General features: G+C 40.9%; 1 protein-coding gene. It reads left to right on the top strand.

Features of this window, described 5'->3' with window-relative positions; all coding sequences use genetic code 11:
• The first annotated feature begins 194 nt into the window (after nt 1–194).
• Nucleotides 195–10,466 carry a type I polyketide synthase gene (locus AAY47_RS11385; protein ID WP_047769952.1) on the top strand — a complete coding sequence of 3,424 codons (10,272 nt, stop codon included), beginning with the start codon at nt 195–197 and terminating at the stop codon, nt 10,464–10,466.
• The last annotated feature ends 113 nt before the right edge of the window (nt 10,467–10,579 follow it).

A 10,579-nucleotide genomic window follows, 5' to 3' on the forward strand; every position in this document is an offset into this window, starting at 1 on the left:
CGAATCTATCAGCAAATCCCGAAAATTTAAAATTAGCTATATAAACTAATCCGGGGAAACCTGAATACTGAAATTCGTAATGAATTTGATGTCTTGAACCAATAGGTCATTTTCTTCTTTATAGAAATAATTAATTATTTAAATTGAAGAAGCCAGCTCTTTTTATTAACAAATGATTATAATAAAGGTTAATTATGGTAAATAATCTTACTGGTCTTGAAGTTGCCATAGTTGGAATGGCAGGTCAGTTCCCCGGTGCAGATAACGTACATGATTTTTGGGAAATGCTCCGTGATGGAAAAGAAGGTGTTAGCAGATTCACGCAAGAAATATTAGAAAATAATGGCGTATCGGCTGAAGAATATTTACATGAAAATTATGTTTTTGCCAAAGGTGTAATCAATAATCCATATCATTTTGCGGCTGATTATTTCGCAATTAATTACTCAGATGCAGAAAAAATGGACCCGCAAACTCGTTTGATGATTGAAACCTGTTGGCAGGCACTTAACCATGCTGGTATTGATGCCAAAAATTATCCGGGAGAAATTGGTGTTTACGCAGGAGCAGGTAATCAGTGGTCATGGTTTAAAACATTAAATACAGAATTCAGTTCTGCGGCAGAACAGTTCCATGTCGCTACATTAAATGACTCGGCATTTTGTTCCCGTATTTCCTATTTACTGAATTTACGCGGCCCGTCAGTCACGATACAAACAGCATGTTCAACTTCATTAGTTGCCGTGCATACAGCGTGTCAGGCTCTGCAAGCCGGAGAGTGTGAGGTTGCTTTAGCAGGGGGCGTCAGTGTAACGCACCCACATCAAACCGGCTATATGTATCAGGAAGGGATGATAAATAGCGCAGACGGCAAAACACGGGCATTTGATGAACATGCGGGTGGTACGGTATTCAGTAATGGCGTTGGTGTTGTTGTACTAAAAAGATTGAGTGATGCGATAGAAGATAACGATAGAATTTATGCCGTTATCAAAGGCAGCGCAATTAATAATGACGGCAGTGACAAAATAAGTTTTACTGCCCCTAGTACTTTGGGGCAGCAAAATGTGATTCAGGCTGCATTGGATGTCGCAGAAGTTGATCCTGACAGCATTAGTTATATAGAGGCACACGGGACAGGAACTTTACTGGGAGATCCGATTGAAATTGCCGCCTTGAAAGCCGTTTTTAACGGGTCACAATCTTGTGCTATAGGTTCCGTCAAATCAAATGTGGGGCATTGTGATACCGCCGCAGGGATAATATCACTGATAAAACTCGCATTATGTGTCTATTTTAAAACGTTAGTGCCATCCATTAATTTTGAGAAAGCGAATAAAAAATTAGAATTAGAAAAAACACCTTTTCATGTTAACACGCAAACAAAAAACTGGCTCAATAAAACGGATGAACTCATCACTGCGGGCGTCAGTGCCTTTGGTGTTGGTGGAACCAATGCGCATCTTGTGCTCCAGGAATTTGGGGAGCAAATGGAACCCATTTCGACAGAAAACTTAAATTATGAAGAACTTCCGAATCGAATTGAGTTTAAACCGTTAATAAAACCAGATACTCCCCATCATCTGGCCGATGAGCAGGAAGAGAGTGTCATTTTTGCAGAAAAAATAGACATTAAATCTCTGACTAAAAATATACTGGATATTTTTAAGGTATATTTTTCAAATAAGAAAATTTCGCCAGAGGATAATTTCTTTGATATCGGTGCCAGCTCTTTAGATATCGTTCAACTACACGAAAAGATCAATAACCATTACGCAATAAAATTAGCAGTTAATGATTTTTATCGCTATACAACCTGCCAGAAACTTTCTGGAAAAATACACAGCTTAATCGGTGAAGCATCCCCTAAGATCATAAATAAGCCGAAAAAAGCAGCAAGAGGAAAGGCGTCAGGCAGTGAAAAAAGCGTATTTAATGATTATCCGGCGCATGCCATTGCCGTCGTTGGCATGAGCGGCCGATTCCCCGGCAGTCATAACATACAGGAATATTGGAAAAATATACTGTCTGGCAAAGAGGGTATTTCTTTCTTTACGGATGATGAACTGATCGATGCCGGATTTCCTGAACACATTTTCAAGAATAAGCATTATATCAGGGCAAAAGGCATTATTGAGCATTCATTGGATTTTGATAAAGATGCTTTTGGCTATACCGCACGTGAATCACAATATATGGACCCACAATTCCGTTTGCTGCATGAAATAACGTGGCAAGTGCTGGATGATGCAGGATACGGTAACCCAAAATATCGCCCTGTCACGGGTCTGTTCGCCTCTTCCGGCTCTAATTACGCATGGCTGGATTTGGTAAAGGATGAAGTACAGGACACCACAGAACAATTTGGTATTGGATTATTAAATGACCGGGAATTTCTCACAACCAGAATCGCTTACAAATTGAATCTTACCGGGCCGGCCGTGACCGTTCAGAGTGCATGTTCCAGCTCTGCATTAGCGATAACGCTTGCCTGTCAGAGCCTGCGGGTCAATCAGTGTGATTTGGCACTGGCCGGAGGTGTTTCCGTCACCGTGCCGATAAAAAGCGGTTACATGTATGTCAATGGAATGGTGAATAGCGCAGATGGTCATTGCCGCCCGTTTTCTGAAGATGCCAGTGGTACTGTTTTCAGCGATGGCATTGGCATGGTTGCTTTAAAAAGGCTGGAAGATGCCATTGAAAATAATGATCATATTTATGGCGTCATCGTTGGTTATGGTGTTAACAATGATGGTCATGAAAAAGCAGGATTTACCGCCCCGAATGCAAACGGGCAATCTGCCTGTATCAAACAATCTTTAGAAATGGCGGGTCTCTCTGCCAATGACATTGAATATCTGGAAGCGCATGGAACGGCAACACTGATTGGTGATGAAGTTGAATTAGAAGGCATTAAAGATGCTTTAAACGTTACCAGCGACCACCCTAAAACTTGTCATATCGGCAGCGTTAAATCGAACATTGGTCACACCGATAGTGCCGCAGGTGTTGCGGGGATTATTAAGGCATTGCTGGCGTTGAAGAATAAGAAGATCCCACCCACTTGCCATACTGAAACTGCGCATCATTTATCGTTAGAAGGTACGCGGTTCCGTTTGATCAATACTGCCACTGATTGGGAAGATAACAATAATATCAGAACCGCAGGTGTCAGTTCGTTTGGCATTGGCGGAACCAATGTGCATATGACCGTCCAATCAATCTCAGATCAAGCCAGTAACGGGCAGGATCGTGCAGAACTCATCACGCTTTCAGGCAAAAGCAGAGAAGGGGTGATTAAAACGGCAGAAGCCCTGAGCCGGTTTTTGAGTACAGATGTTCATACAAAGGCGCTTTCTGATATCGCTTATACACTCCAGATTGGAAGAGGAGAATATGAATATCGCACCTCGTTTGTTGCAGGAAATACAGAGGAGCTCAACACCGCATTATCTGGTGTTAAAGAGACAAACAAGATCGCGGAAATTTCCTCTGATCACATACCGGGTATTGTATTAATGTTCCCCGGTCAGGGTGCCCAATATATCAATATGGCAAGGGATTTATACAATGAGCTGAGTATTTTCAGAATGCAGCTTGATGAGTGTCATGAATATCTATTAGAGCATTTTGGAATAAATTTACTTGCATTACTCTATGATGAGAAGAGTCAGGAGAGTGCAGAAAAACTCCGTAACACTCAATTTACCCAGCCGGTTATTTTTGCCGTATCTTATTCTCTTGCCAGAACTTTGGAGGCACTAGGAATAGAAATGAACGCAATGATTGGCCATAGTATTGGTGAATACGTTGCAGCAGCAATGGCAGGCGTCATGACATTGGATGAGGCCCTAAAACTCGTTGCTGTCAGGGGCCTTATCATGCAGGAATGTGAGCTAGGAGCGATGCTGAGTGTTTCGGCGGGCAGAGAAGATATTGAGCCTTATTTGACAGATGAAGTCACGCTGGCAACGGTAAACTCATCGAGTGCCTGTGTTATCGCGGGGCCGCAGGTTGAAGTTGAGAAAGTTCAGCAAAATTTGCTTGCACAAAACTACCGTACCCGATTACTGGAAACCTCTCACGCCTTTCATACCTCAATGATGAAGCCTGCTGTAGAGAAATTTAAACAGGTTTTGAGGGAGATAAAGTGGAAAAAGCCCAATAAAGCCTACATATCAAATTTAACGGGCCAATGGATCACGGCAGAACAGGCAAATTCTGTCGATTATTGGGTTTCGCACTTGTGTCAGACAGTCGAATTTCATCAAGGTATTCTGACTTGTTTGGAACAGTCTGAACTGAACACCTTTATTGAAGTCGGGCCGGGCAGAACATTGTCTACGTTTGTTAAACAGATTGTTGCGACGAATCCAGATCTCTCTGTTATTAATGTGATGCGTCATCCATTAGAAGAGGAAAACGACAGAGTTTATTTATTAAAATTACTCGGACAACTCTGGATGAAAGGCCAATCCATCAATTGGCCGATTATTTACCAAAATCTGAATCCAAAACGAGTGAGTTTACCCGGCTATCAATTTATTTCAGAAAATATGGAGCTTGGAAACTCCGGCGTCAGTTTGAATGATTCAGAAAAAATATCTGAAATTCGAATCCCAAAAAATAACATTTCAGAATGGCTCTATGGTGAAATATGGCAGGATGCTCTCTTACCAAATAAATCGAGCCAATCTGACGTGAAAATGGCGCTCTGTTTTGTGCCGGACATCGAGTGGTGCGAGCCTCTTTGTCGTCATATGAATATTGACGAAAAAGCAGTAAGGTTTGTGTTATCAGGCGATAATTACACCACTGCGAACAATGTTATTACCTTGTCAGCAGGAGAAGTCAGCCATTTCGAAAGGCTGTTTAATGAATTAAAAGAGAATCAATTACAACCTGATTCGATAATATTTGCCTGGCCTTTATCGGGAAGCGATGAAGTAAAAAACACGTGGTTTTCTGCCATTACTCTGCTTCAGGCATGGACAACAGTCGGAAATATGTGTGATTTCCGTTTGTTGCTGGTTAATACGGAACAACCTGAATCCAATATGCTCAATGGCTTAGTAAAAGTCATTACGCAAGAAGTCAGCAAATGTCATCCCAGATTAGTACAAATCAACCCGACAGAATCGATTGAAAAAAACTGTGAGATATTAACTGAAGAATTATTAGCAACAGGTGAGCGATTTATTGTTCGCCGGACAAAAGAGGGGTGTTCAAAGCAAGCCTATGAGCGGATTGCAATAAATCCACTGAAAGAACACTCGCTCCTTAAACCGCAGGGTATATACCTCATTACCGGAGGATTGGGGGATTTAGGGCTTTTATTTGCAGAATATCTCCTGAAAGAATATCGGGCGACAGTGATACTTTCCGGGCGAAGGGAATTACCTGATCAGCGTGAATGGAAACAAGCCATTAAATCGCATTCGCCATCCTTCGAAATATTGCAGCGTCTCGATAAACTTTCCGATCTTGGTACAGGAAACTTAGCTTATTATGCTGCCAATGTCGCTGATAAGTCGGCAATGCAACGTTTATTAACGACGATCTCCAAACAATATGGAGAATTGAATGGCATCATTTGTGCGGCGGGTGTCACGGAAGGAAACTCATTCCAGGGCATTAATAGGATAACGTTGGACGCCTGTTTACCACAGTTAGAAACCAAAGTTGAGGCTTATAAGATTCTGGCAGAATTAACAGAAAATCAGCCGCTGGATTTCTGCCTGCTTTGTTCTTCAATTGCTGTGGTACTGGGAGGATTGAGTTTCTCTGCATATAGTTCTGTCAGTGCGTTTGCTGATTCTTTTGCGAAGCAACAAAGCAAGAAAGGTAAGCCCTGGATTAGTGTTAACTGGGACGGATGGGTTTTCGAACGTAATGATTCGGGTGATGCGCTGGGCTCCTCATTGAGTCAGCTTTTAATCGAACCCGATGAAGGGATTAAAGTTTTAGAGCGTGTTTTACAATCACCATTAAGAGATCAAATTATTGTCTCCACTGGTGATCTAGATAAACGTTTTGCACAATGGGTTGGTAGTTATTTAAAAACGTTCGATATTAATAAAGTCAATCAATCCCAACGAAAAACAATTTCCAAAGCCCAAATCGTAGAAACTATCCTTTCGGTGTGGAAAGACTTTTTAAAAATAGCACATATTAACCGTGAAGATAATTTCTTTGAATTAGGTGCTAACTCATTGGATCTGGTTCAAGTTAATAAAAGATTAACTGATGCGCTCAATATCGATATTTCCGTTGTTGATATGTTTAGTTATCCCACTTCTGATCTATTAGCTGACCATATAACAAACCAGTTTGGAACAGTCAGTACCGATAACGTTCAGGATGAAAGCGTTGAAGATAGCTATGACAGTGCTTATGTAGCTAAAAACATGATTAAATCGGAAGCGATATTTGATAAACACATTGCGATTATCGGCGTAGCCGGAAAATTCCCAGGTGCTGAGGATATTCATGAGTTTTGGGATAACTTATGCTACGGAAAAGAATCAATCAGCACAATGAGTAAGGAAGAGCTAATTGAAGAAGGTATTGATTCAGCATTATTAGACAATCCGAATTATATTCGGGCCAAAGGTATTATGCCTCATTCGGGTGAGTTTGATGCTGAATTCTTTGGTTATACCCATTACGAAGCGCGTCAAATGGATCCGCAAGTACGGGCTATGCATACTTGCAGTTGGCAGGCATTGCAGGATGCGGGAATATCGGCAAAAAACAATAAGCTAAAAATTGGATTATATGCGGCTGCATCAGGGAATTTACAATGGTTAGCGCAGGCAATGGCAATGGCGGAAGGCAGTGCGGGTCAATATAGCGCTATGGTGGTTGCAGATAAAGATTATATGTCGACGAGCGTGTCATATAAATTAAACTTGTCCGGGCCAAGTATGGTTATCTCAACGGCCTGTTCTTCATCGCTTGTTGCCGTTAGTGAAGCGGTTAAATCACTGCGTGCGGGAGAATGTGATGTCGCTCTGGCAGGAGGTGTTTCAATTACCTTGCCAATCAAAGCGGGCTATTTATTTGAAGAGGGTATGATTTACTCTAAGGATGGAAAATGCCGGCCATTTGATATTCAGGCAAACGGAACGGTATTTAGTGATGGCGTTGGTATGGTGGTGCTGAAACCACTAAAACAGGCAATAGCAGACAAGGATAATATTTATGCGACTATTATCGGCAGTGCAATTAACAATGATGGAGGTATGAAAGTCGGTTACACCGCGCCAAGCACAAAAGGTCAGATTGACGTTATTCAGGCTGCATTACGGGATGCAAATGTATCATCAGAAAGTATCAATTTTATAGAAACACATGGTACGGGAACGAATTTGGGTGATCCCATTGAGTTCAATGCGTTGAAACAGGCTTTTTCAACGGATAAAAAGAACTATTGCAGAATTGGCAGTGTGAAATCAAATATAGGCCACCTGAATTTTGCTTCCGGAATCGCCGGGCTGATTAAAGCCGCATTATCCATCAAACATAGGGTGCTGCCACCCACGATAAATTTCGCCCGTCTCAATAAAGAAATGGATATCACGAACAGCCCATTTATCGTTAATAACCAATATACGGAATTACGTGATAGTAAGAACCCAATCAGGGCAGGCGTTAGTTCTTTTGGCTTGGGTGGAACGAATGTGCATATTGTACTTGAAGAATTTCAGGTTGATCAGAACAAATCGTCCAGACAAAACGTCAATAATCGATTGCCATTAATCTTGTCAGCACCGGATGAGAAATCATTGCAATCCTATAAAAAACAATTAAAGCAGGTAATTCAGAGCGATAACCAACAACTGAATGTGAGTGATATCACTTATAGTCTGATGTTAAGGGAGCCAATGGCATCACAAATTGTTGCTACAGTAAACAATCGTGATGAATTGGTTCAGGCGCTGTCTTCAACAGAAAAAGACAATATTAATATATCACTTGGTATTAAGCGAAAAGTGGTATTTTTGTTCCCTGGTCAAGGTGTTCAATATAGGGCTATGGGGCAGGATCTTTACAACAACAATGTGTTATTTAAACAATGGTGTGATAAAGGATTTTTAATTGCGAATGATTATTGCACAACTGACTTGAAAGCATTGCTTATCAATGACTCTCAGGATGAACATGTTTATGAAACGGAATTTGTCCAACCGTTGCTGTTTATTATCGAATATGCGCTGGCACAAGTTCTGAAATCTTATGGTATCACCCCCGATGTAATGATAGGCCATAGTTTGGGGGAATACGTGGCAGCGACACTGGCCGGAGTATTCTCATACGAAGATGCGGTTAGAATTATCTGCATTCGCGGTCAATGTATGCAGTCAACAGAAGCGGCGGCTATGCTTGCCGTAATGTCTTCAACCGAGAAAGTGAAAGAAATAATAACTGAGGATATTGAAATAGCCTTAGACAACAGTAGTGAGCTTTGTGTTGTCGCGGGATCTGATGATGGAATAACCCAATTCGAAGAAGTTTGTCGCGGGTTATTCATTAAAACGAAACGTCTGGAAATTAAAAGAGCGTTCCATACTTGTTATATGGACCCTGTGCTGGACAAATATGGTCAGGCTTTCAAAGAAATCACACTCAATAAGCCTCAAATTGATTTTATATCGAATGTAACGGGGACGTGGGTTGATAACAGCAAAGTCATGGCAAGTGACTATTGGATTAATCATATCCGCCAACCTGTACTCTTTAAACAATCTATTACGATGATCTTAGAAAATGATAATTGCCTGTTTATAGAAGTCGGGCCAGGAAGTGGACTTTCTACTTTCGTTCAGAATCACTCAGATTATGGCGTAAGTCATGCTTGTATCTCATGGCAAAGCCATAAAACCAGAGACATGAGTCACCATAATGAGCTGATAGAAAAATTAGCCTTGATCTCCTTACAGGGTGTTGATGTGAATTGGCAGCAGGAGATCAATGTCCAGCAGCCTGAATTGATTCATCTTCCCCCGACACCGATACGCGGAAAAGCATACCCGACAGATATAAAAAGGTTGCAGGCATTATTTTCTGGCAATTCCCCTCATGTTGTTGAAAAAGAGGAAAGGAAAGAAGAACACGCAAAAGTGGGCAACACAATCAGAGAGGCCAGCACAAATATCAACTTGCTGGTACAGGAACGGGATAGAGTTATCACCGAATTAGGTTCTATTTGGAAACTCATTCTTGGTATTGATAGCGTTGAAAACAGTGATGACTTTATTTCTCTGGGCGGGAGTTCTCTCTCCGCAGTGCAAGTGGTTGCAAAAGCGAAGGCAATCAATTTACCGATTAACATGAATATGTTGCTGTCGGGCCAGACTCTGGCTGAGATAAGCCGGCTATTAGATAATGACCTCAAGATTGAATATAACGGTTGGAAATTCAATGAGAATTTTTCACCTGAATTATATCCAACGTATGCCAGTTGCTTGTATTCGGCAGTCAGAGAAAAACTGAAACATGAACATCATCTAAACTGCGATGATGCCATTATGCAGGTTTCAGATGGCAGCCACTTAATTGGCATTGTATTACAACAGGCTGAAAATAAAATTAGATTAGCTAATCAGGAGGTTAACTTTGGTAATATGCTTGGCTGGCCTTCATTAGAAGAAAATTATGCTTTCTCTTACGCTAAGACATTCTTCGAAGATTACGAATCCTATCAGAGCTACTGTGAAAAAGAGTTATCTCTTGGGAATGTCGTCATTGTAACCGGAAGTGACTACTATCTGCCTTTTTCACCTTCATACGGTTTATCAGAGGTGGAGTATATAACAAGGCCGCTATTCCAGGATATCGTGCTGGAAGACGAGACAATCCCGCATGCTTTTGTACTGGTTGGAAAGACCGATGCAGGGTATCAAATATATGATGGAAGCTTCCAATACTTTGGGGAGATCAGCGCACAGGAATTTGAGAAGACGGTTGTAGGGTTCAGAGGTTTAGATTTTATGGAGTCACATGAAGTCTTCAATAAATCCCGGCCTTATTTAGTGATTACCGTAAATTGCGCTGGTGATTTTCCTGATAGCCATGGACAGAAGGAACTCATTTTAAATAACCTGATTAATGATTTCAGAAGAAAAGAAGAGATAAAATATAATGAAAATGAGTTTTCTTGTTATATAGGTCTGGCCGCGATAGAAAAACTTATTGAAACCCCAGGGATATTAACTAACAGTACTGCTAATAATTTGGAGGAAATATTCACACGTTGGAATAATCAATTTAATTCATTAAGGGATTTTTTAATTCTCGTAAGGCCAGAACATGCCGAACAATTCGAAAGCTCATTCTATTTTATCAATGGAAGAATGAAAGAATTGATTGCATCGTGTCAGAATAATGACCATGACAGGAATAGGTTGAATTGCTTAAATCTCATAAAATCGGAATTGAATTCCGTTATTGATATTCTCGGTTAATAAAATCTTCACCTTTCAGGTTTTTTTAGTGAAGTGTATCATTCCGGTCATATATAGCTAAATCATACCAATATGGCATAATATCCCAATCCAATATGACAAGGCATAAAGTG

This window comes from Xenorhabdus griffiniae (assembly GCF_001028135.1).
GTDB classification, from domain to species: domain Bacteria; phylum Pseudomonadota; class Gammaproteobacteria; order Enterobacterales; family Enterobacteriaceae; genus Xenorhabdus; species Xenorhabdus bakwenae.